This is a genomic window from Aneurinibacillus soli, assembly GCF_002355375.1.
Lineage (GTDB): Bacteria > Bacillota > Bacilli > Aneurinibacillales > Aneurinibacillaceae > Aneurinibacillus > Aneurinibacillus soli.
The window spans coordinates 3,516,540-3,539,644 of record NZ_AP017312.1; the positions used below are offsets into that span (position 1 = coordinate 3,516,540).

General features: G+C 49.0%; 24 protein-coding genes and 1 riboswitch. Of the genes, 11 read left to right on the forward strand and 13 right to left on the reverse strand.

Annotated features, from left to right (window positions below; translation table 11 throughout):
* Positions 1–3 precede the first annotated feature (3 nt).
* From queC to CB4_RS17790, 4 genes are all read right to left on the reverse strand, one after another.
* Positions 4–702, reverse strand: coding sequence for a 7-cyano-7-deazaguanine synthase QueC (gene queC / locus CB4_RS17775; RefSeq protein ID WP_096467078.1), 699 nt, complete (start codon positions 700–702; stop codon positions 4–6).
* A gap of 11 nt (positions 703–713) precedes the next feature.
* Positions 714–1,439, reverse strand: coding sequence for a 7-carboxy-7-deazaguanine synthase QueE (locus CB4_RS17780; RefSeq protein ID WP_096467079.1), 726 nt, complete (start codon positions 1,437–1,439; stop codon positions 714–716).
* Entirely contained in the window at positions 1,429–1,908 is a 480-nt protein-coding gene (gene queD / locus CB4_RS17785; RefSeq protein ID WP_096467080.1) for a 6-carboxytetrahydropterin synthase QueD, read from the reverse strand. Before queD ends, CB4_RS17780 begins: the two co-directional genes overlap by 11 nt.
* 147 nt (positions 1,909–2,055) lie before the next feature.
* Positions 2,056–2,865, reverse strand: coding sequence for an inositol monophosphatase family protein (locus CB4_RS17790; protein ID WP_096467081.1), 810 nt, complete (start codon positions 2,863–2,865; stop codon positions 2,056–2,058).
* Between the two features lie 134 nt (positions 2,866–2,999).
* Between CB4_RS17790 and CB4_RS17795 the strand changes: the two genes are divergently transcribed.
* Positions 3,000–3,689 (forward strand): class I SAM-dependent methyltransferase, encoded by a 690-nt coding sequence (locus CB4_RS17795; RefSeq protein WP_231956064.1) that lies wholly within the window; start codon positions 3,000–3,002, stop codon positions 3,687–3,689.
* Positions 3,690–3,769: 80 nt separating this feature from the next.
* Positions 3,770–4,282 carry a hypothetical protein gene (locus tag CB4_RS17800; RefSeq protein WP_096467083.1) on the forward strand — a complete coding sequence of 171 codons (513 nt, stop codon included), beginning with the start codon at positions 3,770–3,772 and terminating at the stop codon, positions 4,280–4,282.
* Between the two features lie 162 nt (positions 4,283–4,444).
* Here CB4_RS17800 and CB4_RS17805 read toward each other — a convergent pair whose 3' ends face one another.
* Complete coding sequence (locus CB4_RS17805; RefSeq protein WP_096467084.1) at positions 4,445–5,254, reverse strand: hypothetical protein; 810 nt, start codon at positions 5,252–5,254, stop codon at positions 4,445–4,447.
* A gap of 185 nt (positions 5,255–5,439) precedes the next feature.
* Positions 5,440–6,123 carry a TerC family protein gene (locus tag CB4_RS17810; protein WP_096467085.1) on the reverse strand — a complete coding sequence of 228 codons (684 nt, stop codon included), beginning with the start codon at positions 6,121–6,123 and terminating at the stop codon, positions 5,440–5,442.
* Between the two features lie 346 nt (positions 6,124–6,469).
* Here CB4_RS17810 and CB4_RS17815 point away from each other — a divergent pair, with 346 nt between their 5' ends.
* A complete protein-coding gene (locus CB4_RS17815) occupies positions 6,470–8,059 on the forward strand; it encodes a M2 family metallopeptidase (protein WP_096467086.1) in 1,590 nt (529 codons plus the stop codon).
* 52 nt (positions 8,060–8,111) lie between these two features.
* On the opposite strand, the gene CB4_RS17820 is transcribed toward CB4_RS17815, so the two are convergent.
* Complete coding sequence (locus CB4_RS17820; RefSeq protein ID WP_096467087.1) at positions 8,112–9,485, reverse strand: DEAD/DEAH box helicase; 1,374 nt, start codon at positions 9,483–9,485, stop codon at positions 8,112–8,114.
* Positions 9,486–9,624: 139 nt separating this feature from the next.
* Positions 9,625–9,739, forward strand: a riboswitch (TPP riboswitch).
* Positions 9,740–9,829: 90 nt separating this feature from the next.
* Here CB4_RS17820 and CB4_RS17825 point away from each other — a divergent pair.
* Genes CB4_RS17825 through CB4_RS17840 form a run of 4 tightly spaced genes read left to right on the forward strand, consistent with a single transcriptional unit; the run spans position 9,830 to position 12,557 of the window.
* On the forward strand, positions 9,830–10,456 hold the full coding sequence (locus tag CB4_RS17825) for a thiamine phosphate synthase (RefSeq protein WP_096467088.1): 627 nt from the start codon (positions 9,830–9,832) through the stop codon (positions 10,454–10,456).
* Positions 10,443–11,567, forward strand: a complete 1,125-nt coding sequence (thiO, locus tag CB4_RS17830; RefSeq protein ID WP_157738046.1) for a glycine oxidase ThiO — start codon at positions 10,443–10,445, stop codon at positions 11,565–11,567. Before CB4_RS17825 ends, thiO begins: the two co-directional genes overlap by 14 nt.
* Positions 11,568–11,579: 12 nt before the next feature.
* Positions 11,580–11,783, forward strand: a complete 204-nt coding sequence (gene thiS / locus CB4_RS17835; protein ID WP_096467090.1) for a sulfur carrier protein ThiS — start codon at positions 11,580–11,582, stop codon at positions 11,781–11,783.
* A gap of 6 nt (positions 11,784–11,789) precedes the next feature.
* The gene (locus CB4_RS17840) at positions 11,790–12,557 is read left to right on the forward strand and encodes a thiazole synthase (RefSeq protein WP_096467091.1); all 768 of its coding nucleotides are present in this window, start codon (positions 11,790–11,792) and stop codon (positions 12,555–12,557) included.
* 34 nt (positions 12,558–12,591) lie between these two features.
* Here the strand turns inward: CB4_RS17840 and CB4_RS17845 are convergent, their stop codons facing one another.
* Positions 12,592–14,304, reverse strand: coding sequence for a putative bifunctional diguanylate cyclase/phosphodiesterase (locus tag CB4_RS17845; protein ID WP_172890921.1), 1,713 nt, complete (start codon positions 14,302–14,304; stop codon positions 12,592–12,594).
* A gap of 141 nt (positions 14,305–14,445) precedes the next feature.
* A complete protein-coding gene (gene cimA / locus CB4_RS17850) occupies positions 14,446–16,071 on the reverse strand; it encodes a citramalate synthase (RefSeq protein WP_096467093.1) in 1,626 nt (541 codons plus the stop codon).
* Positions 16,072–16,234: 163 nt separating this feature from the next.
* On the opposite strand from cimA, the gene CB4_RS17855 reads away from it, so the two are divergent.
* Together CB4_RS17855 and CB4_RS17860 are read left to right on the forward strand one after the other, a co-directional pair.
* The gene (locus CB4_RS17855) at positions 16,235–16,984 is read left to right on the forward strand and encodes a DUF3109 family protein (protein ID WP_157738048.1); all 750 of its coding nucleotides are present in this window, start codon (positions 16,235–16,237) and stop codon (positions 16,982–16,984) included.
* 70 nt (positions 16,985–17,054) lie between these two features.
* Positions 17,055–17,309, forward strand: a complete 255-nt coding sequence (locus tag CB4_RS17860) for a DUF2621 family protein (protein ID WP_096467095.1) — start codon at positions 17,055–17,057, stop codon at positions 17,307–17,309.
* 305 nt (positions 17,310–17,614) lie between these two features.
* Here CB4_RS17860 and CB4_RS17865 read toward each other — a convergent pair whose 3' ends face one another.
* On the reverse strand, positions 17,615–18,814 hold the full coding sequence (locus CB4_RS17865) for an MFS transporter (RefSeq protein ID WP_096467096.1): 1,200 nt from the start codon (positions 18,812–18,814) through the stop codon (positions 17,615–17,617).
* A gap of 236 nt (positions 18,815–19,050) precedes the next feature.
* Here CB4_RS17865 and CB4_RS17870 point away from each other — a divergent pair, with 236 nt between their 5' ends.
* Both CB4_RS17870 and CB4_RS17875 read left to right on the forward strand, forming a co-directional pair.
* The gene (locus tag CB4_RS17870) at positions 19,051–19,428 is read left to right on the forward strand and encodes a hypothetical protein (RefSeq protein ID WP_096467097.1); all 378 of its coding nucleotides are present in this window, start codon (positions 19,051–19,053) and stop codon (positions 19,426–19,428) included.
* Between the two features lie 3 nt (positions 19,429–19,431).
* Entirely contained in the window at positions 19,432–19,953 is a 522-nt protein-coding gene (locus tag CB4_RS17875) for a PCYCGC motif-containing (lipo)protein (protein WP_096467098.1), read from the forward strand.
* Positions 19,954–19,991: 38 nt separating this feature from the next.
* Here the strand turns inward: CB4_RS17875 and CB4_RS17880 are convergent, their stop codons facing one another.
* From CB4_RS17880 to CB4_RS17890, 3 genes are all read right to left on the reverse strand, one after another.
* A complete protein-coding gene (locus CB4_RS17880) occupies positions 19,992–20,948 on the reverse strand; it encodes a tRNA modification radical SAM protein MnmL/YtqA (protein ID WP_373681368.1) in 957 nt (318 codons plus the stop codon).
* 46 nt (positions 20,949–20,994) lie between these two features.
* Positions 20,995–21,438: a DUF441 domain-containing protein gene (locus CB4_RS17885; protein ID WP_096467100.1), complete on the reverse strand. Its 444-nt coding sequence runs from the start codon at positions 21,436–21,438 to the stop codon at positions 20,995–20,997.
* An 89-nt stretch (positions 21,439–21,527) separates the two neighbouring features.
* Complete coding sequence (locus CB4_RS17890; protein ID WP_096467101.1) at positions 21,528–23,054, reverse strand: degradosome RNA helicase CshA; 1,527 nt, start codon at positions 23,052–23,054, stop codon at positions 21,528–21,530.
* Positions 23,055–23,105: the final 51 nt, after the last annotated feature.

Below are 23,105 nucleotides of genomic sequence, written 5' to 3' on the forward strand. Positions count from 1 at the left end.
ATTCTATCCTCTGTTGTGGTAGGCAATCGGATCTACCGCTCCAGCCTCTCTAAATCCTTGCAAACGCAAGCGACAGCTATCGCATACGCCACACGCTACCTCTTCTCCCTGATAGCAAGACGTGCTTAGTTCATACGGCACACCAAGGCGTAAGCCAAGCTCAACGGTTTCTTTCTTAGACAAGTGCGAAAGCGGCGCTTCAATGCGTAGATTCGTGCCTGTTGCCCCTGCTTTCGTCGCCAGTCGGATCGTCTCGCTCATGGAAGCAATGAATTCCGGGCGGCAGTCCGGGTACCCACTATAATCAACCGCGCTCACTCCAATATAGATAACCTCTGCTCCTACAACTTCCGCATAGGCTGCAGCAAGCGATAGAAAAATCAAGTTGCGTGCCGGGACGTATGTGGCTGGAATCTCTCCCGACTCCTCATGGGTTCCCGCTTCAGTTGGCACGGCAATCGAACGGTCTGTCAGCGCACTGCCACCGATCTGGCTTAAGAAATCCATCTTTACAATTCGATGATCGGCCACTTCAAAGTGGTGGGCAATTCTTTTGGCCTGCTCAATCTCACGGCTATGTCGCTGGCCATAGTCAAACGTAAGCGCATGAAGTACATACCCCGCATCTCGGGCAATCCCCATGCATGTTGTGCTATCGAGGCCTCCGCTCAATACGACGACTGCTTTTTTTGCTGTATCCATTGTTCCCCCTCCTATACACCACGCTGCTGCGGGTCCCAGATGATTTTGTGCAATTGTAGACTCAACCGCGCCCGGCCTTCATTCGGGCGGTGCACAAGAAGCAGCTCCACCAGGCGTGCTGGCGGCATCGATTCCCATACCGGGCTGAATGATACAACCGCTTCGGTGGGATAATCGGTAAGCACAGTCAGCGCATGACTGAAGTCTTCTTCACTCGCTACAACAAACTTCAACTCATCACGTTCTGCAAGCAGTGCCATGTTTGGGAGATGCATACGGGCCGTCTCTCCGCTGTCAGGCAGCTTATAATCCATAATGAAGCGAATCGGCGTACCTGACTCTCTCATCTCTTGACGTAAGCGTACAAATGGTTCCAGATCAATCGCGCCATTCGTCTCTACATGCACGTCACGAACGTACGGCTGCCTGGCAAGATGGTACAATAGCGCCTGCGACTTCTCGCCATGCATCAACGGCTCTCCGCCTGTCAAACAGATAACACCGTGTCCGTATTCCTGTACACGCGCTACAATCTCCTTAATGCTTGCCACAAATTCTGGTTGCGCAGGAGCGTAGCTGTACGGCGTGTCGCACCACGTACAGCGCAAATTACAGTGAAAGACGCGGACGAATGTCGTCGGATAGCCCGCCATCATTCCTTCGCCCTCCACTGTCTCAAACACTTCCACAAACGGCAGCTCCCATGTATCAGGGAAGCTTATCGCACTATCGGTCATCTTGCATCCACTCCCGTTTGAGTGTAGCATAGCTGGTCGGCGTCTCATATAGCACCAATTCTTCAAGGCGTGTGCCTTTCTCTGTAAGCCCTTCTTCTATAAGGCGGCGATCTAGTTGTTCCCAGATCCAGACAATCATATTTTCCGCCGTCGTATTCATCAACGGCATGACATCATTTAAATAACGATGATCCAGGCGCTGCTTAATCGTTTCTTCGTATATACGCTTCATATCAGAAAAATCAACACAGATGCCAATCTCGTTCACATATCCGCTCAACGTCATCACAAGCTTATACGTGTGTCCATGCATGCTCTTGCATTTACCTTCATATAGGTGAAGATGATGGGCGGAATCAAATGTGAATTCTTTCGTCAGTGCCACGCGGCGGGTATGATACCGAAGATCTGAGGGCTGAATGTCTTCATACAGGCGCTGGACTTTTTGTGGAATCTCATAACCGGACATAAGTGGTCCCCTCTCTTTCTCACAATGATCACACCATCCGGAAAACAAAAAATCCCCTTCACCAGGGGATTATACTTGAATACTCAGTATAAGCTTGCTCCGGTGGTATTTTTAACGTTGGTTGACCCACATAACAACGTGCCCTTATTATACAGGGCGGGTTTCCAAAAATTCAAGTACAGATTTATACAAATACGGATTCACCGCCAGAATACTGCTTCGGGCAGCGAATGGGATGTCTGTGCCGTCAATCTGTGTAATGATTGATCCCGCTTCTTCGATAAGTAAGCGCCCGGCCGCATAATCCCATGGATTCAAGCCAAGGCTGAGATAGGCATCCAGTCTTCCTGCTGCCACGTATGCTAGCTCCAGAGCAGCCACGCCGTACACACGAGTGCCGCGCACCCGCTGTGCTAGCCGCTGTGCTCGTTCCGATAACCCGCTCTGCATGGCACGTCGGTTCCAGAACAAGCTCGTGGAGAATATCATCTCATGCATTTTGATTGTACGCGGGGGCGCAAGTCTTGCCTCGTTGAGAAAGGCGCCCACACCACGTTCTGCATAGAACAACTCATTGCGCGTCGGATCATAGACGACACCAAGCTCGCAGACTCCCTGATGGCATACGGCAATGGATACACAATAGTTGAGCTGCTGGTGTACAAAATTCGTTGTTCCATCAATCGGATCAATGATCCATACGGTATCAAATTCGGCCGGGTTGCAGGTGACAATCCCTTCTTCCCCAAGAATTCCGTGATCCGGATAGGCTTGTAGAATTGCATCGGTTATGAGTTGTTCAACTGCCCGATCCACACTTGTCACGAGGTCAGATGCCGATGATTTATACATCACTTCAAGGGGCCCCGCCAGCATGCGTTCAATCAGCTCGCCTGCGTCCTGTGCACACTGCTTTGCGAACGCTCCCCATTCTTGTGTTTGGTTGCTTGTTTGCACGTCTTCTCGCCTCGCACTTCTAATGATCCTGTCCCCTTAACTTTACCCCATTTTTACTCTGGACATAAAGTTTTTTTCTATCGTGCTGATCGAATATTCTGATAAGATAGAAGAAAATGGAGAGGATGCTGTTTATGTCATTCAACTGGCACACCGCATGTGCGGCACACTGGAGTAAAATGTCAGATAATTGGAAAGCAAATAGTAAAGAAATGTGGGATACAGGAAGTCGACAGACCATTATTCCGAAGCTTGTAGAATGGATCTCACCGGACGCTGGCCCCGTACTGGATATCGGGTGCGGGGATGGCTATGGAAGTTCAAAGCTAGCCGCGCTCGGGTACGAAGTCGTTGGGCTGGATATTTCAGAAGAGATGATTCAGAAAGCAGCGGAGCATACAACGCCGCATCTGTCTTTCGTCTGCGCAGATGCACGTGAGCTCCCGTTCGAGAAACATTCGTTTCAGGCAATGATGGCAATTAATGTGCTTGAATGGACAGACTCGCCGCGCGACATGTTGCTTGCCTGGAAATCATTTCTGAAACCAAACGGTATCATCGCACTCGGCATTCTCGGACCGACCGCCGCCCCGCGTGAACACGGCTATCGCCGCCTGTACGGGGATGATGTTGTCATCAATACGATGATGCCGTGGGAGTGCGGACGCCTGCTTGAAGAGAGTGGCTATACAATTATTCACCAGGAAGGGGTATACAAGCGCGGCGTTACGTCGGACATGGTCAATACGCTATCACTGGAGCTGTGCCAGTCTCTAAGTTTTTTGTGGATGTTCTATATCCGGCCCAATACAATCATTGAATAAAGCTCCCTAAAACGCAACAAATCAGCGTGCCAACCGTTTAACTGAATAGAGAAAAACGGTATTGGGAGGAATCACGCATAATGAGAGTAGGAAAAAAGATCGCAGCCGTTCTGCTCAGCATGACAATGCTAAGCGGAGCAGTCGGTTGCTCTACAGCTGATTCCGGTACATCCACTGTCCAGAGCCAGGAATCCAAGCAGTGGATCAGCAAACAGACGGCTGTCCGCCAGCAATCCATCACTCAATGGAAAAAAACCGCAGCAGACAAAACCAGAACTTCATCAGAACGTGCCTTAGCATCATTTGCTGTCAATGCACTTTCAAACGATATGAAACCTTTGATCGAGGCCAACGATGTGGACAGGCAGGCACTTTTGCGCAGTCTGGCAAGCCAAAAGCCACCTTCAGCTCCAACCGGACTCCCGGCTTTATCCAGCCTTACAATTGAGTCGGTAAACCAGCTTGATCAAGGCAAAACGATGTATACCATTCGTGGTACAATTTTCACATCTGTTCCGGATAAACTGTATCCCATCACCCTTCAGATACGGATGAATAAGTCGGGACAGCTCGAATTCTCTACAGTTGGTTAAAAAAGCAGGCGGAAAGCATCCGTCTGCTTCTTTTTTTATTATCATATATCTACCTTTTTTCAAAATAAAGAAGCTGTCTCAATCGCCGGATTTCGACTCTTGAGACAGCTTCTCTCCTGCCTTTCACTTATGCACACCTCAAAGAGGCTATTGCCAGGCAGGCTACCGCCTGTTTTTCCGCTTCTGTCTGAGCGGCAGGTCGCTGTCAGCTGCCCGGGTCTGCACCTGCTGATAATTCGGATGCTCCTCGACAATGCGACGCATACTTTCAAACCAGGCACGGATTCCCGCAACCCTGTCCATGTCACGATTCGTCAGAACCGTCCGCTGAAAATACGGCTGCAGATCATATATCTGCTCCTCAAGCATCCGATCAAATCCGTTCCAGACCATCATCTGCCGTACATCTTCATGATTGTCCATCACGTCACGAATCCAATAATAATCCGATTGGGTATCTCGAATCATCTCCAGTACCTGCCGCTGCTCCCGTGCGTATTCTTCCTCTTCCTGTATCTTCCGCTCCCCTTTGCCGAATGCAAAACGGGCAAAGTAATGCACAATCGTCACAAGTAGAAGTCCAAGTGTAAAGACAAACCCTCCATAATATACAGCATCCGGCAACACTCGTGAAGTGAGCAAACCCATGCTCAGGTGATAAATCACCGACAATACCCAGCACGCAATAATGAACGGATTTGGCCTGAAAAATCGCTCCACCTGATTCGTCGGACGCATCGACAGAACCGCAAACGCCTGCATATACATATCAAGCAAAATTACACTTAGAAAAAAGAGACCCGCTTCCAGCCCAATACGCATCGCATAACTTGTCGGCACTTTTACAAAATAAAAAACAAGACCAAAGCTTGCAGCATATAACAGGCCCAATATAGACCAGAATACAGGGCGGCCCGCCCTCCCTGTATCATGTCGCTTTCGATATGTATCCATCCGAGATAATGGCTCCACTCTGTACACCTTCTTTCTTTCTCTCTTCTACTCTTAATATATTTGGCCTATGGTTGTAAAGGACAAAAAGCACGAATTATGATGCCATTTGCCTCATATCAGTCCATATATAAGCAATATGTACAAAAAAAAACAGGGGAAGACGGAACCTCCACCTGTTTCTTACCCAATTCTACAACTTCATTCTACACAGAAGCAGCTGTCGTAGACTGTTTGTCTTTTTTCAGTTTACCTGCTACCAGAACACCCACTACCATGATTGCTACAATTACCCAATACATAACCGGATTATCGTCAAGCAGATTCTTGATGAATGTTTCCTCAAGAATCATCCTGGTCGCTGTGAAAGCAAGTACACCGCCTCCGACATAAATAAGCAGCGGAAACCGATCAAGCAATTTCACAATCATCTGGCTGCCCCAGACAACAAGCGGAACACTGATCAAAAGACCAATAATGACCAGTCCAGTATGCCCTTTGGCCGCTCCTGCGATCGCCAGCACATTATCTAAACCCATCATCACATCTGCCACGATAATTGTGCGGATGGCACCGATTAGAGAGGAACTGCTTTCGATGTTCTCCTCTTCATTCTCGCCAATGAGAAGCTTGTAGGCGATCCATATGAGAATAACGCCTCCGATTGCGTGTAGCCCCGGAACTTTGAGAAGCCATACTACAAAAATTGTGGCGATCGCCCGGATCATAATCGCGCCGGCTGTTCCCCAGATAATCGCCTTCTTCTGCTGTTGCTTTGGAAGATTGCGTGAGGCAAGACCGATTACAAGCGCGTTATCACCTGCAAGTACAAGGTCAATAATAATAATGGACAGCAGCGTTGAAAACATTTCTGCCGACAAGAATTCCATCGGCCATCCCTCCTTTTTTGTGCGTACTATACAGCATGTTCCATCCTGCCTGTTTATCCAATAAAAAAAGACCCCTGCCGAATAAACATAAACGGCAAAGGTCTTGCTTACAACACAGAACATGCTGTCGATAGAGCCGGGGTTCCTATGCAGGTTCCCGTAATGACGACACTATCGTTCTCAAAGCTACTCCCCTTTGGAAATATGCTGTTACTGTTACTCTACACCGCATATTTCTCCTTGTCAATGAAATCTCAAATGGGAAAAAGATTGAATAAGCACTTTCTTTATCATACGATAAAGAGGATAGAACTCCATTTTTTTGTAACGGAAAGGGTGAGATTCGATGGTTACAGCAGCACAATTCCTCGGTACGCGCCAGGAGCGAATCGAGACACTCTCCAAAGCAGCAGCGGAAGCCTATTGGAAGGCAACGACAACCGGAGAAGAACAGTATGAACAAGAATACATCAAAATGCAGCATGAACTGATTGAACTATTCTCCAGCAAAGAAGACTATGCGGCGCTCAAAGAGTTGCTCGCTGACCCGAAATGCCAGCGTAATGGAGTCGTACTCCGTCAGCTTATCCTACTCGATCACGAATACACGCCGAATCAGCCGGATAAGACGCTACTCACTGCCATTGTGGAGACAGAAACGGAAATCGAAAGCGAGTTTACCCGTTTCCGTGCACAGATCGATGGACAGGCTGTATCGGACAATGAAATTCTCGGAATTTTACAAACAGAAATCAAAAGCGAGCCTCGTCGTCAAGCATGGGAAGCAAGCAAACAAATTGGCAACCAGGTTGCAGAGCGAGTCATTGAACTAGCTCGCATGCGCAACCGAATTGCAGCAGAAGCGGGATACAAAAATTACTATGCAATGTCACTTGCGATGCAAGAATTGGACGGGCGTGAGCTGTTCACCATTCTCAAGCGTCTCGAAGAATTGACCGATGAACCTTTCCGGCGTATGAAAGCAAAGCTTGACGAACAGTTGACCCGGAAGTTTGGCATCGCAGAAAGCGATTTAATGCCATGGCATTATGCTGACCCATTCTTCCAGGAAGCGCCGACACTTGAGGAACTTGACCTTGATCCGTATTTCAAGGGGAAAGATATTGAAGCGCTCGCTTGTCAATTTTTCCAGGATATCGGGCTTAATGCGGCGGATATTCTTGCACACAGCGACTTATATGAGCGGGAGAACAAAAATCAACACGCCTACTGCATTGACATTGATCACGCAGGGGATATACGCGTGCTCGCTAACATCCGCGACAACGAGTGGTGGATGAGCACGATGCTGCATGAAATCGGGCATGGTGTATATGACAAGTACATTGATCGAACGATGCCATATCTTCTTCGCACCCCGGCTCACACACTGACAACAGAAGCAATTGCCATGCTCATGGGCCGCCTGACGAAAAACATAGACTGGCTGATCCGCTACACAGATATTTCAGCAGAAGAAGCCGAGCGCCTTACGCCACTCATTGACGAGCAGCTTGGCATGGGGATGCTAATCTTTATCCGTTGGAGTCTTGTTATGGTCCATTTCGAGCATGAGATGTACCATAATCCTGATCAGGACCTGAATGCGCTCTGGTGGTCACTTGTCGAACGGTTCCAGCTGATCCGGAAACCAGAAGGCCGCAGCGCACCGGACTGGGCCGCCAAAATTCATATCGGTACCGCACCGGTATACTACCAGAATTATATTCTGGGTGAGTTGATGGCCTCCCAACTGCACTACAGCATTCTCGATGAGCTTGGGCGCCCATCATATATCGGAGAGCGTAGCACAGGCGTCTTTTTGATCCGACGTATTTTTCATCCAGGAGCCAGTGTGACATGGAATGAACTTCTGAAAAATGCACTCGGCGAAGGATTGAATCCGGATTATTTTATTCAACAGTTCATTGACTGAACAAAAAGGCTGTCTCAATCGTTAGCATACGATTTTGAGACAGCCTTTTATCTTAGCTCTTACTATTCTTCTTGCGATATGAAGCTTGAATGTTTTTCCGACGCTGGCGGCGCTGTTCCTTCTCACGCTCCACCTGAACTTTCTTCTTATACCCCGGCTTCACCTTCGGAGTCTTCGCCTTCGCACGACCGCCCTGATCAGCGGATGGCTGTGCGGCAGATGAACGTGATGACTTCTTCTCTTCGCCACTCTCTGCTACTTTCTTCCCCTCTGCTTCCGGGCGAACTGGTTTTTCCTTGCGGCGTACTTTCTTCGCGCCACCGAGGAATTTCTCTTCCGCTCCCCCACTAATCGCGCGCGTAAAACGGCTGAAAATCTGACGCTGGCGCGGGGAGATTAGTGAAATTGCTTCTCCTTCTTGCCCTGCGCGACCTGTCCGGCCAACCCGATGAATGTAGCTTTCTACATCAGACGGCAGATCATAGTTGAATACATGTGTAATGCCTTCCACATCAAGACCGCGTGCGGCAATATCGGTCGCAACAAGATACTGAAAGCGAGCTTCCCGGAAGCGGTCCATAATCTGCTCGCGCTTCTTCTGACTCAAATCGCCGTGCAGCGCTTCCGCTTCGATCCCATTCTCTTGCAAGCGGCGTACGAGTTCATTAACACGCTGCTTCGTATTAGCGAAAATCACAGCCAGATACGGGCGTGCATCCGCCACAAGCTTGACTAGCATGTCCGTTTTATCACTCTGGTTGACAACATAGTACGATTCTTTTGTATTCTCCGCCGTCATCTGGCGCTTCTCTACTTTGACGATCTGCGGCTGGTTCATGAAGTTATGTGACAGCTTGCGCACACCGTCTGGTACAGTTGCCGAGAATAGTAGCACCTGCTTCTTCTGTGCGGTCTGGATAAAGACTTCCTCCACTTCCTGCACAAAGCCCATCTCAAGCATTTTATCTGCTTCATCGAGTACCATCGTATGAATGCGACCAAAGTGCAACGTCTCGCGGCGCAGGTGATCGAGAATCCGGCCCGGTGTACCGACTACAATCTGAATACGTCCGGACAGCTTGCTAATCTGGCGCATGATGTCCTGTCCACCGTGCAGTGATAGTACTTGTACGTTCAGATGTTTACCCAGTTCGGCAATATCATCAGTAATCTGGATTGCCAGCTCACGTGTCGGTGTCATGACCAGTGCCTGCACATCGCTTGTATTCGGGTCAAGCTTCTGAAGAATCGGAATTACAAACGCTGCGGTTTTTCCCGTTCCCGTCTGTGCCTGTCCAAGCACATCTTTTCCTTCAAGAGCCAATGGAATTGCCTGTTCTTGAATCGGAGTCGGCTGTTTATAATACAGGTCAGCAATACCCTGCATAATTTCCGGTTTTAAATTAAACTGCTCAAATGATTTCATACGTTTCTTCCTTTCTTAATGCCCAAAAAAAGCATACTGTTCCTATTGTACCCGAACTTTCTCATTTAGACTACTTCGCATTTTTCCCTTGCATTATGTATTAGGTGCAGTATAATAAAATCAAAATTTGATACACTTCGTAAACTGCTGGGGGATCCCGATGAGTCGGGCTGAGAATGAAACGCGATGAAGTTTCTAAACTCCTGGGACCTGATCTGGTTTGTACCAGCGTAGGAAAGCAGACGGCCATCACCATAAACAGCGCCTCAAGCGTTCGTAAGCCGGGTCCCAATAACGGGACCCGGCTTTTTGTGCATATGGAATGAAGAAAGGAGCAGGCATTCATGCGTAAACTTCATGTGATCAGCACCGGGAGACAGACACCTGGGCAGGTAGCACATATCGTTCGGGCCATCGCACCATATGTGGATGTGTTTCATCTGCGGGAGAAACACCTGGCCGCCCGTGATTTGTATACCCTGGGGCAGACACTTTTGCTCGAAGCAGACCTGCCTCCCTACAAGCTCGCCATAAATGATCGACTGGATGTAGCCATAGCATTGGGTGCTGGCACTGTACATCTCGCCGGACATAGCCTGCCACCGGATATCGCACGCCGCGTCGCACCTGACATGCGAATCGGAGTCTCGGTTCACAGCCTGGAAGAAGCGCAAACGGCACAAGCAGCCGGTGCAGACTATCTTCTGTTTGGGCATGTATTTCCGTCTGGCTCCAAGGTAGGACTTGCGCCGCGCGGAATAGAAGCACTGCGGACGGTAGCAGATGCCTGTACGATTCCCGTGCTTGCACTCGGGGGGATCACCCCGGCTGTCCTGCCAGATGTAATCGAGTCTGGTGCCATGGGGGCGGCAGTACTGTCCGCTGTCATGGATGCCACGCAGCCGGCAGAGATCACGCGACAGCTCTACACCATTTTGAGACAAGGAGTGAATGACTATGACAACATATGATGCAGTAATTATTGGCGGCGGTGTCATCGGTGCGGCGATCGCATACTATGCGGCGAAACGCGGACAAAAAGTAGTTCTGCTGGAAAAAGACAGCCTGGCTGCCCATTCTTCTCGTGCGGCAGGCGGTATGCTCGGCGCACAAGTGGAATTCCCTGAACCAGGACCGCTTGTTGAGCTATCCCTGTACAGCCGTACAATGTTCCGGGAGCTTGCAGTGGAACTCCAACAAGCGTCAGGCATTGACATTGGCTTCAATGAAGCTGGGATGCTGCGTACTGCCTGGACAGACGAAGAGAAGCAAACACTGCTCAAACAGGCGACCTGGCAGCGAGCCGCAGGGCTTAAAGCTGACTGGCTTGAGACTTCAGACGTGCGAGTGCTTGAACCGGCTGTCAGCTCAGAAATCAAAGGAGCGCTTTCGCTGCCGGATGACACGCAAGTATCCGCTCCTCATCTGTCACGCGCCTTTGCTGTAGCCGCAGCTCGGCTGGGGGCGGTACTGGTTGAGCGATGTGCCGCAACCAATTTTCGAATGAAAGGATTTCGTATTGAAGCTGTGCAGACCAATCAGGGAGAATTCAGCGGCGAACAGTACATCATCGCAGGTGGAGCATGGAGCGGTGAGCTTACGAAATTGCTGGGTGCCCCCCTCTCTGTTTTCCCGCTAAAAGGGGAAGCCTTCTCCGTGCTTGCTGTGCCGCAGCCTATCACCCACACGGTATATTCACACGGCTGCTATATTGTTCCAAAAGAAGGCAATCGCCTGCTTGTCGGCGCATCCGTGCAGGACTGTGGTTTTGACGACCGACTGAGCATTGGCGGACTGCACCAGCTGATGGCTAAAGCTGTGCGACTTCTGCCTGACATTGCAGCATACCCGCTCGAACAAACCTGGGCAAGCTTGCGCCCGCAGACCGCAGATGGCCTGCCGTATCTTGGACGAATGGCTTCCGTATCGAACGCCATTGTTGCATCTGGCCATTTCCGCAATGGGATTCTGCTTAGTCCGGCCACGGGTGAGATTGTGTCTCGCCTGCTCACTGGCGAGGCGCCAGGACTTGACCTTTCGGCATTCGCACCAGACCGCCACCAGTCGATTCCAGCATCGTAAGGAGGTGAGTACATGAATATTGTCATTAATGGAGATGCTCAGACCGTTCCGGACCATATCGAGACTGTGCAGCAGCTTCTCGCATATTTGCACCTGCAAGATCGGATTGTAGTTGTAGAGATTAACCGTGATATTTTACAAAAAGACGCGCATGCAGCAACGCCGGTGCGCGAGGGAGACGTATTTGAGCTTGTACATTTCGTAGGGGGAGGTTGATTTACTATGTTACAAATTGGACCGTATTCATTTACATCACGCTTACTGCTTGGCACAGGCAAATTCCCGGATTTCGCCACTCAACGTCAGGCTGTTGAAGTATCCGAAACCGAAATTCTCACATTTGCAGTACGGCGCATGAACATCTACGACCCGGCACAGCCGAATTTTCTGGAGCAGCTTGATCTGAGTCGCTTCAAGCTGTTGCCAAATACGGCTGGAGCGTCTACCGCAGAAGAAGCCGTGCGCATCGCACGCCTCTCGAAAGCATCTGGCTTATGCGACATGATTAAAGTCGAAGTCATTGCCGATAGCAAAACCCTTCTGCCGGACCCAATCGAGACGCTAAAAGCGACCGAGCAACTTGTACAAGAAGGATTCATTGTTCTGCCGTATACAAATGATGACCCGGTACTTGCACGCAAACTGCAAGAAGCAGGCGCTCATGCGGTTATGCCAGGTGCATCTCCGATCGGCAGCGGACAAGGCATTCTCAATCCGCTTAACATCAGCATCATTATTGAAGAAGCACGTGTTCCGATTATCGTCGATGCCGGCATTGGTACGCCGTCTGATGTGGCAATCGCGATGGAGCTTGGTGCAGACGGTGTATTACTGAACACCGCCGTTTCAGGCGCGTCCGATCCGATCAAAATGGCCGAAGCGATGGGCCTGGCTGTAAAAGCCGGACGGCTTGGGTTTGAAGCCGGACGCATTCCGAAGAAACGATACGCACAGGCAAGTAGCCCTGTGGAAGGCATGGTGCAATCTTAATTCAATACTAATGAAAAAAAGAAAGAACATCGACCTAGATATCAGATCGATGTTCTTTCTTTTTATTGCGTAGCATCTCTTCGAATTCATCAGCTGCGATCGGTTTGCTAAATAAATACCCCTGCCCTTCATGACAGCCTTCCTGCCGCAAAAAATCCCACTGATGTTCCGTTTCAACCCCTTCTGCAAGAACCTTGAGCTGCAGTGCATGTGCCATGGAAATAATCGCACTTACAATCGCTTCATCGTTAGTATTAGGCAATCCACTTACAAAAGATCGGTCAATCTTCACGACATCAATCGGCAGATTTTTGAGGTGGTTAAAGGAAGAATATCCCGTTCCAAAATCATCAATCGAAATATAAATCCCCATCGCCTTTAAAGCATTCAGCTTTTTAATAATTTCACGATCATAATTGATTAACACGCTTTCTGTGATCTCAATCTCTAGCCAGCAGGCTTCTAAATCCGCCTCCCTCAGCGCGTCCGCAATCATCTCCACCAGATTTTCCTGCTTAAACTGTAGTGTGGACAAGTTCACCGACATCACGAATGGAGCATATTCTTGGTCCTGCCATTTTTTGTTTTGTTTACACGCCGTCCGAATGACCCATTCACCAAGCGGAATAATCAGTCCAACATTTTCAGCGATCGGAATAAAGCGGTCAGGTGGAATAAATCCAAAGTCCGGATGATTCCATCTGAGCAACGCTTCTACTCCGAGCATCTCTCCCGTTTTAATATCGATTTTGGGTTGATAGTGCAGATACAAGTTGTTGTCCTTTAGCGCCCGGCGAAGCTCCTGTTCAATCGTAAGTCGACTAATAAACTCTTTCTCCATTTCGATTGTATACATTTCATAGCGATTTTCACCTTTGTCTTTAGCGCAGTACATCGCTGTATCTGCACGGCGCAGCAGACTTTCTGCATCTTTACCATGAAGAGGATACACAGAAATACCGAGACTTGGCGTCATCGTAATCTGATATCCCTTACTATCAAAAGGCGCTTTGAATAGCTCCAAAATGTGCAGAGCGGCCTGTCGCGCGTCTTCCTCATATTGCATACCAGACCAGACAACCGTAAACTCATCTCCACCAATCCGGAATACCGCAGTCGACTCAGACTCCAGATGTTGCTCCATTCGACAGGCGATTGCTTCAAGCAACCCGTCCCCTATTTTATGTCCGAGTGTATCATTCACATGTTTAAAGCGATCCAGATCAATGAAGATAGTCGCAAACATAGAGCATGAATTCTCCGCTTCTTCCACTGCTTCTTCCATAAATTCATGGAATCCCCGACGGTTCCGCAAATTTGTTAACGGATCATAGTAAGCAAGGCGGTAAACTTGAGCCTCTGCTTCTTTCTGTACAGTAATATCACGCCGGATGGAAACATAACTGGTGGGTGTGAGCGAACCTTTTGGAAATGGTACAATAATTGTATCTACCCAATAAAAAGAGCCGTCTTTCTTTTTGTTTTTGATTTCTCCCCGCCAAATACCTCCCTTGCTGATTATTTTCCATATATTCCCAAAAAAATTCTGATCGTGATAGGCTGCGTTTATTATGCGATGGGTTTTCCCAAGCAACTCTTCCTGGCTGTACTGGGAGATCTCACAAAACTTATCGTTCACATATGTGATCACACCGTTTGCATCCGTAACTGCAAGTATAGAAGACTGGTCCAATGCATATTTAATGTCTACTAATGTTTCTATAAAATTTTCAGAATTATCAATCATACACTTCCCTCTCATTATATATATGTGAAATCAAGTATATAGCACTATTTCTAGTAAAATAAAGCTAAAATTACAACCCTGCTTCTTTTTTTGACAAAAAAGAAGCCGTCTTGTCAAAAGACGGTCTCCTCTGCTTTTTCCTTAGTGGTTCACAATTCCCTGGCGCTCTATTTCATCGCCTGACAGATCTACCGCTTCATTCTGGCGACCCATCAATGCATATCGCATACTATCAATCAGCGCCTCCCAGCTTGCTTCAATCACATTCGTCGATACGCCGACCGTGCTCCAGCTTTCTTCTCCGTCTTTTGTCGATTCAACCAGCACACGAACTTTAGATGCAGTCGCATCCTGCTCGCTCAGCACCCGAACTTTATAATCTGTCAGATACATCTGGCTGATATCCGGGAAGACTGCTTCGAGTGCCTTGCGCAGCGCGTTATCAAGCGCATTAACTGGACCGTTTCCTTCGGCGACAGTATGCACCGTCTGGCCGCCTACATGTAGCTTCACGGTCGCTTCGGTCGTACTGTCCGACTCGCCATGCTTCTCCATCAGAACTTTGAACGACTCTATCGCAAACACTTCCTCATAATCGCCAAGCCCCTGATGCAGCAACAGTTCAAATGATGCTTCCGCTCCTTCGTACTGATAGCCCTGGTGTTCCATTTCTTTAATTTTTTGAATAATCGTCCGACCTTCCGGCTTCGTTTTATCAAGCTCAATATTTAATTCCTGCGCTTTAAACAGCAAGTTGCTTTGTCCTGATAATTCTGACACTAATACACGGCGCGTATTGCCTACGGACTCCGGACGAATGTGTTCATACGTTTCCGCCGCTTTCAAAATCGCGCTCACGTGCATACCACCTTTATGAGCAAACGCACTATGGCCAACGAACGGCTGCAAGTTCGGCGGATTGATGTTAGCAATCTCATATACGTAGCGTGACGTGTTCGTCAACTGTTTCAATTGCTCAGGCGGCACACATTCATACCCGAGCTTCAGCTGCAGGTTCGGAATAATCGAGATCAAATTCGTATTGCCACATCGCTCGCCAAAGCCATTGATTGTACCCTGTACCTGACGTGCTCCTGCTCCTACAGCCGCGAGCGAGTTTGCTACCGCCAGTTCCCCATCATTATGGCAGTGAATCCCAACTGGTGTCGCAAACTCTGTACAGACACGGGCCACGATCTCACTGATCTCATGCGGCAGGGAGCCGCCATTCGTGTCGCACAGCGCAAGCCAGTCCGCTCCCGCTTCGGACGCCTGGCGTAGCGTTGCCAGTGCATAGTCCGGATTATGTTTGTAGCCATCGAAGAAATGCTCTGCATCATAAATGACTTCCAGCCCATTTTCTTTTAAGAAGCGGACAGAATCATAAATCATGCTCAAATTCTCATCAAGTGTTGTACCGAGCGCCTCCGTTACGTGAAAATCCCAGCTCTTGCCGAAGATGGCTACCGCCGTAACCCCGCTTTCCAGAATCATGCGCAGATTATCGTCCGCTTCTGCAGTCACACCGAAGCGACGCGTGCTGCCGAATGCCGTAACTTTGGCATGTTTTAAATCCAACTCTTTGACACGCAGAAAAAACTCCATATCTTTCGGATTGCTTCCTGGCCAGCCACCTTCAATATACGAAACGCCCAGCTGATCAAGCTTCCGGGCGATTTTGATTTTATCATCCACTGACAGACTGATTCCCTCTCCTTGTGTCCCGTCTCGAAGTGTTGTGTCATACATGTATACGTGCTTGTTCACCTGAACGTATCCTCCCTCATCGTACTCTCTCCAACGAAACTTATTAGAGTTTTCGTAATATATTATTTTTTTCTATAAATCATACCATACGATGAACAGGCTGGCTAGCTGGACCGTTTTCCGCTATGATGAAGAAAAATCTGCACGGAGAGGAGGCATGGACATGCGAAGCCGTTATTATGGCACAGCGGAAGCTCTCGGATTCCAGGAAGCACTGGCTGCCTACCACTATCTCACATCACGGATTGACCGAACCATCCTCCGCTATGGACGCTTTCTCATTGATACGGAGGCGCTACTCGTTCCTGTAAATCTCGACTGCTTTCACTGTCATCTGGTACACGGGCAGACATGCTGTGAGCAAGGACAACCATATTCCATGACAGGTACGAATCTGTCGCTGTTTGAATCGCACGCTCTGCCAATTCTGGATCGACATGCTCAAGATGAACGTGTGGAGACAGCACGAGTACGCGGCGTTTTCGAGGCGACAGCGGCTACGGATCATCATTCATGCATTCGCAAGTTTGATGGCGACTGTCTGTATCTTGTGAAGCAAGGCGGACAGCACATCTGCTCCATTCATCGCTACGCGCTTGAGGAAAAGATCGAACCTGCACAACTTAAACCGTTCAGCTGTTCCCTGTTCCCACTCGAAATTATTGAGATGGACGAAGGCATACTGCTTACGGCAGTTACACCGGATACGATGGACTTCAGTCGTTGGGGTGATTTTTATCATAAGCATTACTCATGTGTAAACCCGGCACGACGGCCTAAGGGAACACCTGCGCACTATTTTTCTGCTCGGGACTACCGACCCGCCTGGCTATGGGCACGCGATCTGCTTGTGTCATACTGGGGAGATGCGGACGTTACCAGCATCGAATCCAAACTGTCGCTTCCGGTGTAATCTGCTTCTTTTTTTCAGGTAGTAGGCGTATAATGAAAGTAACTAGGCAAAGAAAGGGAGTAAATCATTCATGAAATGGCAGGACGAATCTTCCGCACTGCTGGACGAGCTTCTTAAGCCGCTTCCAGTATTCGTGCGCCCAATGGCGAAGAAATCAATCAAAAGCAAAATTGAACAAGTAGCCCAGGAAAACGGTGCTGAGGAAATCAGTCATGACCACGTAGTTCGCGGTTACATTTTGGCTGCTCCGGACAAGGATCGTGCCGTAACGGCTCTGGAAGCTCATAATATCGACCTGGCTCCTTATGAGGAATTATTAAAATAAGTAGCACACATTAAAGAGAAGGAGGCTGTCTCAAAGCCGTAACATGGCGACTGAGACAGCCTCTTCTTTTTCTTGGTGTAGGTTTTCTCTCCAAAGCGTGGTGAAAGAGCGGGATCGGGCGGAGCCTCGTCACTTTGGTACGCTTGCTAAGAAGTGAGGACTGTCCGCAAGCGTACCGAAGCGAACGGATTATCCCTTCTCCCACTCCCTCACTACCACACGTTGTCGATATTACGAAAAGCTGTCCTATCCGCCATGTTATGGCTTTTGGGATAACCGCTTCTGTGCTCGGCATGGGCGTTGCCTCACACACAGTCTGCTTTTTGTCTATGCAGTTTTCCTCTCACCCACAAAGCATTCCCAAAGAACAATACAGCAGCAAGCAAGAACAATCCATGTAGGCCAACCCAGCTACTCAACGGGCCACCGATTACAGGTCCTAGGAGATTGCCGAGATTCATCGCACTCGTGCTGTATGCAAACGTCCGGCTTTCCATGCCCTTCGGCGCGTACTGGCGAATTAAATTATGCACAGAAGGTACAAGCCCACCCAGGCATATCCCAAGTAAGAAGCGAAGACCGATCAAGAGCCAGACTGAATGTACGAACGCCTGTGGGATTAGCAAAACAACCGTTCCAAGCAAGCAAATGAGCAACACATTATGTGAACCGACCTTATCCCCCCATTTACCAAGCAAAGGCGCGACCAACACGGTAGAAATTCCGGCCGCAGACACCGTCAACCCGATCACAAACGATAACAAATTCTGCCCTTGCCACAGCTCCTGTACATAGGAAGACAAAAACGGATTCGTGCTCATCATCGCATACTGGATTAAAAATCCGACCAAAAACAGCGCAAGCAGCGGCTCTGTATGCAAAATACGGTGAAACCCGCCTTCCTCACCTTCTACCATCTGTTTCGGCTGTGGACGGTTCACTTCTTTTACAAACAAAATGACAAAGATTGATGCAGTAAGCAGCATGCTGCCGGTCACCAGAAACACATGACGGAACCCTACCCACTCTGCCAACAATCCGCCTAATAATGGTCCAAGAATCGTACCAGCGACCGCCCCTGACTGCAGCAAGCCAAGCGAATACCCAGCATGCTCTTTCGGTGTGTTGGTTGAGACAAGCGCGACTGCGGCCGGAATGAAGCCCGAGATCATCCCATTCAGAAGCCTAAGTCCAAGCAACTGCTCCGGTGATGTCACCATTCCCATAAGAACAGTAACAGTGGCCATGCCAATACCGGAACGAATGAGCATCACTTTACGCCCAGTACGATCCGCTAATCGTCCCCATACCGGGGCCATTAGAAATGCGGTTAAGAAATTCGCGCCAAAAATCCAACCCGTCCAGCGATGTACCGCATCCATGTCTGTCATTCCCATATCATGCTGAAGATACATCGGCAAAAACGGTATAATCAAACTCATAGCCGCCGTTACAATAAACTGTGCAGCCCATAAAATATACATGTTACGCTTCCAAATTGGCATCGTATCTGTCTCCTTCTGCTGAAAACAACAAAATCCCCGGCATAACACGCGCGAGGACCTACCGTACAATAAATAAGTAACTTTTTCATTATACCCTTGTTGTTTTCTAAACAGAATAGGCATTTTTTAAGGTAGATCCTATTTCATCCTCCGTCGCGTTTCAGCAAAAAATACGCTACTATGTACTAGAGAAACTATATGCAACAATGATTCTAAATACAAGGAGTGCCCTTCATATGACAGAACAAGACATTCGCCGCTTACTTGATCAGGCGCGACACGCCATTTTTCTCGGAGAAGAACTGCTAGCCGAAACACCTGCACTCACACAAGAGGACTATCTAGATCAGTATGAAGCACGTACAGAGCGTAACCCGCTCCGTGAAAAAGAGCTGCTCAGACAAGCAATCACCCCACTGCTTGCTACATACCAGCATACATGGAAGATGGATAACGCGGCAGCGGCCCTTATGACCGGAGACTCGCTCCCGGAGCCAGAAGACGAAACGGAGTGGCTAATGGAAATATACGATGAAATGATGAATACTGATACCGAAGAGGAATGGGAACAACTCATCGGGCGTTTTATGCCTCGTTCCGATAAGGAGGCGTAAAACATAAAATTGAACCGGTTCTTTCACACAACAACCATTTTACTTCTGCTTGCCACAGCCGGACTAACCGGCTGCTCGTCAGAGTCCGCTTCTAAAAGTCAGGACGAACATACAACGCATGACACCGGGCATGTCGCAGGAGATCTGATCGAGGAAACATCCGGTGCGAACAAGCTCCCCTCATTCCTTTCCAACATGGACCCACAGATTGCCCAGGTATATCAAGCAGTTGGTTACAACTATCAAACGGTTGAACATATGGCCTGCTACTGCGGCTGCGGCGAGAGCGTTGGCCACAAAAGCAACCGTGACTGCTTCATTCAGGAGATAAAGCCAAGCGGAGCCATCGTATGGAACTCACACGGAGCAACTTGCAATAACTGTCTTGAGATTGCTGCCGAATCGATCCTTATGAAATCCGAAGGCAAAAATCTGCGCGAGATTCGCACACATATCGATAATAAATACAAAGAAGGGTATGGTAAACCTACACCTACTCCTCTTCCAAACGAATCCAGTCTATAAATAAGAGCCGTTCCCAGGAAAGGGGTCGGCTCTTTCGTTTAGTATAACAACGATTTGCTGTACTTTTTTCCCTGCCAGCTTTCACGGCGCACAAGTTCACGATCAATCGCTGTAAGTATCTCCCACTTATTACGACTCCACAGCGGACCAATCAACAGATCGGGTGGACCATCGCCAGTCAACCGGTGAATGATCATATCCGGCGGCAGCATCTCTAATGTATCCACAATCAAACGCACATACTGATCCTGCTCCAGGAATTCAAGTAGTCCTGCTTCATACTGCTTCACCATCGGAGTTTTGCGCAACAGATGGAGCAGATGTAGTTTCACACCCTGCACATCCATATTCGCTACAGCACGCGCCGTTTCAAGCATCATCTCTTCCGTCTCACCCGGCAGACCGTAAATAATGTGGGAGCAGACACGAATGTTGTGCTTACGCAGCTTTTCCACAGCTTCATAATAGCACGCCGTATCATGCGCACGGTTAATCAACTCCGACGTTGATTCATGAATCGTCTGCAAACCAAGCTCTACCCATAAATATGTTTTCTGATTCAATTCCGCAAGCAGCTCAACTACATCATCTGGCAGACAGTCTGGACGAGTCGCAATCGAGAGTCCGACTACATCCTCTTGTTCGAGAATGGTCTCATAGCATTCTCTGAGCACCTCAACCGGCGCATACGTGTTGCTGTACGCCTGGAAATACCCGATGTATTTCGCATCCGGCCATTTACGGTGCTGCCGATTTTTCACTTCATTGAATTGTGTCACCAGATCATCCCGCCGCCAGCCCGCGAAGTCACCGGAACCACGTGCACTACAGAACGTGCACCCGCCTGTCGTGATTGATCCGTCACGGTTCGGACAGGTAAAGCCTGCGTCTAGCATCACTTTAAATACTTTCGTACCAAACGTCTTGCGCAAATAGCTATTTAATGTATGATACCGTTTATCGCCCCAGAGAAGTGGAGCGTTTGTATCCTGCATGCTGTTCATTTATACTCTCCTCCTCCATTCAGTATAGCAGTATCGGTTACTTCATCCAATCGGCAAACAACGCCAGAATGCCCGCAGCAATAAGCGGGCCAACCGGAACTCCACGGAACAGTGCCACTCCGACGATCGTGCCAGCCAAAAGCCCCGTCACAATGTGCGGTTCAGACGTTAGTAGTCCGGTACCCCGTCCACCGAGATACGCGACAAAAATCCCTACTGCTACGGCTGCAATTCCAATCATACTCTGGCTTGTAAGCCAGAGATCTGCCAATGTAATTTTACCAAGCACAACCGGCGCCAGTACGCCCATCGTCAGCACCGTAATCCCGATCTTTAAGCCATATTGATTGGTCCAGGTCAGCAAAGAACCGGACGGCACAGCTTTCAAAATTATTAGCACCACGGCTGCGACCCATACTGTTGCGTTCTTCGATAAAAAACCAAGCAGCGCAACCACACCGAGGATGATGTATGCATCCATCCCCCCATCTCCCTTCTCTCCGATGTATAATACTAGTGTGCAGGAAGGAAAAAAGGACAGGCGCCAGATGGCCCTGTCCTTTTTGGCTTCTATCGATCCTGCTTCGGCTTGCCGCCTGTGCGCGGACGACGGTCACGGTCACCACCGCTACGATTGCGGTCACCACTGCCACCGCCACGATTACGATCGCCGCCACTGCGTCCGCCACGATCACCGCCACGATCACCACCACGTCCACGATTGCCACCACCGTTACCGAATGGCTTGCTGTCGCGGCGCTTGATTTTTTTCGAACGAACCGGCGCTTCCGCTGTCAGCTGAATATCTACATCGCTGTTTGTGCTTTTTGTCAGCATTTTCAGCGCGGCTGCTACCAGATCAATGGAATTGTACGTGTTCAGTACTTCTTCCGCCATGCCCTGGTAATCATTCAGCCCGCCTTCTTCCATCACTTCTACCAGACGGTCTAGAGCAATACGCTGCTTGCCTTCCATCGCTTCGACCATGCTTGGAATCGCACGACGATCCATCTGGCGCTTCGTAACTTTCTCAATGATCTTACGATGATCGGATTCACGCGGTGTTACGAATGTTACTGCGGAACCTGTTTTACCCGCACGTCCAGTACGACCGATACGGTGTACATAACTCTCCGGGTCCTGCGGAATATCGAAGTTGTATACGTGCGTTACGCCGCTCACATCGAGACCGCGTGCCGCTACGTCTGTTGCAACAAGCACTTCAAGCTGACCTTCACGGAATTTGCGCATCGCTACGTCGCGCTGACGCTGACTTAGGTCACCGTGGATGCCTTCTGCCATGTAGCCACGCTTGTTAAGCGCATCATTGAGCTCATCAACCCGGCGCTTTGTACGACCGAATACGATCGCAAGCTCCGGTGAATCAATGTCGAGCAAACGGCACAGAACGTCGAACTTCTGGCGTTCCTGCAGCTCCATGTAGTACTGGGAAATGTTTGGCACAGTTACTTCTTTCGCCTGAATCGCCACATGCTGCGGGTTGCGCAGGAATTTCTCTGTTAAGCGCTTAATTTGCGGCGGCATTGTCGCTGAGAAGAACAAGCTCTGGCGCTCTTCCGGAATCTCCGTGAGGATCGATTCAATATCCTCTACGAAGCCCATGTCGAGCATTTCATCTGCCTCGTCAAGTACAACTGTTGCTACGTTTTGCAGACGAATGGTCTTCCGACGAATATGGTCGAGCAGACGACCCGGTGTTCCGATAATAATATGAGGGCGGTTTTTCAATGCACGAATCTGGCGGCTGATCTCTTGTCCACCGTATACCGGCAATACGCGAACGCCCGAACGGGAACCAAGCCTGCCTACTTCTTCTGCAACCTGAATCGCCAACTCGCGAGTTGGTGCCATAATAAGTGCCTGAATTACCGGATTTGTCGGATCAACCCGTTCAATTACCGGGATTCCGAAGGCTGCTGTTTTACCTGTACCTGTTTGTGCTTGTCCAATAATGTCAGATCCTTGGAGTGCAAGGGGGATCGTTTTTTCCTGGATTGGTGTTGCTTCCTCAAATCCCATCTCGCTAATGGCGCGTGTCATCTGGGGGCTTAAACCTAATTCATTAAATGTTGCCAATCGTATTATCTCCTTTTTTGTATCTCACTGTAATATTTTCGTACCGTTTAT

Coding starts and splice junctions, on each gene's coding strand:
- thiS (WP_096467090.1), top strand. CDS start 11,580: ATGAATATTGTCATTAATGGAGATGCTCAGACCGTTCCGGACCATATC.
- CB4_RS17855 (WP_157738048.1), top strand. CDS start 16,235: ATGCGAAGCCGTTATTATGGCACAGCGGAAGCTCTCGGATTCCAGGAA.
- CB4_RS17845 (WP_172890921.1), bottom strand. CDS start 14,304: ATGATTGATAATTCTGAAAATTTTATAGAAACATTAGTAGACATTAAA.
- CB4_RS17860 (WP_096467095.1), top strand. CDS start 17,055: ATGAAATGGCAGGACGAATCTTCCGCACTGCTGGACGAGCTTCTTAAG.
- CB4_RS17885 (WP_096467100.1), bottom strand. CDS start 21,438: ATGGATGCATACATCATCCTCGGTGTGGTTGCGCTGCTTGGTTTTTTA.
- CB4_RS17800 (WP_096467083.1), top strand. CDS start 3,770: ATGAGAGTAGGAAAAAAGATCGCAGCCGTTCTGCTCAGCATGACAATG.
- thiO (WP_157738046.1), top strand. CDS start 10,443: ATGACAACATATGATGCAGTAATTATTGGCGGCGGTGTCATCGGTGCG.
- CB4_RS17870 (WP_096467097.1), top strand. CDS start 19,051: ATGACAGAACAAGACATTCGCCGCTTACTTGATCAGGCGCGACACGCC.
- CB4_RS17795 (WP_231956064.1), top strand. CDS start 3,000: ATGTCATTCAACTGGCACACCGCATGTGCGGCACACTGGAGTAAAATG.
- CB4_RS17880 (WP_373681368.1), bottom strand. CDS start 20,948: ATGCAGGATACAAACGCTCCACTTCTCTGGGGCGATAAACGGTATCAT.
- CB4_RS17815 (WP_096467086.1), top strand. CDS start 6,470: ATGGTTACAGCAGCACAATTCCTCGGTACGCGCCAGGAGCGAATCGAG.
- CB4_RS17810 (WP_096467085.1), bottom strand. CDS start 6,123: ATGGAATTCTTGTCGGCAGAAATGTTTTCAACGCTGCTGTCCATTATT.
- CB4_RS17840 (WP_096467091.1), top strand. CDS start 11,790: ATGTTACAAATTGGACCGTATTCATTTACATCACGCTTACTGCTTGGC.
- queD (WP_096467080.1), bottom strand. CDS start 1,908: ATGTCCGGTTATGAGATTCCACAAAAAGTCCAGCGCCTGTATGAAGAC.
- CB4_RS17820 (WP_096467087.1), bottom strand. CDS start 9,485: ATGAAATCATTTGAGCAGTTTAATTTAAAACCGGAAATTATGCAGGGT.
- CB4_RS17865 (WP_096467096.1), bottom strand. CDS start 18,814: ATGCCAATTTGGAAGCGTAACATGTATATTTTATGGGCTGCACAGTTT.
- queC (WP_096467078.1), bottom strand. CDS start 702: ATGGATACAGCAAAAAAAGCAGTCGTCGTATTGAGCGGAGGCCTCGAT.
- CB4_RS17825 (WP_096467088.1), top strand. CDS start 9,830: ATGCGTAAACTTCATGTGATCAGCACCGGGAGACAGACACCTGGGCAG.
- CB4_RS17780 (WP_096467079.1), bottom strand. CDS start 1,439: ATGACCGATAGTGCGATAAGCTTCCCTGATACATGGGAGCTGCCGTTT.